The following is a 1,044-nucleotide window of genomic DNA, read 5'->3' as shown; positions in this document are numbered from 1 at the left end:
TGCTCACCCACTTCATCACGGTGGCGCCGGACGGAATGAAGCGTGCCCGCTACGCCGCCCTGCGCGAGCGCTCCGTTGGCCTCGGCGTCATGGGCTTCCACTCGTTTCTCCAGGCCAAGGGCATTCCAATGGAGAGCGCCCTGGCCAAGTCATTCAATCTGAACATGTTTCGAAAACTTCGTCGCGATGCCGATGCGGCATCCGTGGCGCTCGCTCGCGAGCGTGGCCCGTGCCCGGATGCCCTGGAACGCGGCGTGATGGCGCGCTTCAGCCACAAGATCGCGATCGCGCCGACCGCCTCGATCAGCATCATCTGCGGTGGCACCAGCGCCTGCACCGAGCCGATCCCGGCCAACATCTACACCCACAAGACGCTATCCGGCGCCATCTCGGTGCGCAATCCGCACCTCGCCAAGGTGCTGGCCGCGAAAGGCGCCGACACCTCGGCGACCTGGCAGTCGATCATCGCGCACGAGGGGTCGGTCGCCCATCTCGACATCCTGTCGGAGCACGAGAAAGCGATCTTTCGCACCGCCTTCGAGATCGACCAGCGCTGGATCGTCGAGCTTGCCGCCGACCGCGCCGCGTTGATTTGCCAGAGCCAGTCGATCAACCTCTATCTGCCGGCCGACGTCGATAAGTGGGACCTCCACATGCTGCACTGGACTGCGTGGAAGCGCGGGGTGAAGAGCCTCTACTACTGCCGATCAAAGTCGATCTCACGCGCGGCATTCGCCGGTAAGATTGCCGAGGATGCAACGCCGACGCAGCAGCCGGAGCGGCATCGCACCGACTATGAGGAGTGCCTCGCATGTCAGTGATCGATCTGTCGCGCGTCGATCCGCGCACGTTGATCGGCAAGGGGCGCGTCGGCCTCCTTGACTCGACCGGCAGCTATGACGTCGATCGCTATGCGTGGGCTTACGAGTTCTGGAAGCGCCAGCAGCAGACCCACTGGATGGGCGAGGAGGTACCGCTCGGCAGCGACCTGAAGGACTGGGTGTCGGACCGTGTCACGGCCAACGAGCGTGCGCTGCTTACCCA

The 1,044-nt window shown here is 64.4% G+C and carries 1 protein-coding gene and 1 pseudogene; both read left to right on the top strand.

Annotated features, from left to right (window positions below):
• Positions 1–821, top strand: a pseudogene (locus I6F35_RS39525) (ribonucleotide-diphosphate reductase subunit alpha); the annotation flags it as partial.
• Positions 812–1,044: ribonucleotide-diphosphate reductase subunit beta (locus I6F35_RS39520; protein ID WP_346283254.1), on the top strand; the 233-nt coding region annotated here is incomplete at its 3' end. The pseudogene I6F35_RS39525 and the gene I6F35_RS39520, both read left to right, overlap by 10 nt.

The sequence above is a fragment of the Bradyrhizobium sp. BRP22 genome (assembly GCF_020194175.1).
Taxonomy (GTDB): Bacteria; Pseudomonadota; Alphaproteobacteria; order Rhizobiales; family Xanthobacteraceae; genus Bradyrhizobium.
Note: the sequence above shows the minus strand (reverse complement) of the source record. Positions and strands in the feature narration are given on the sequence as shown.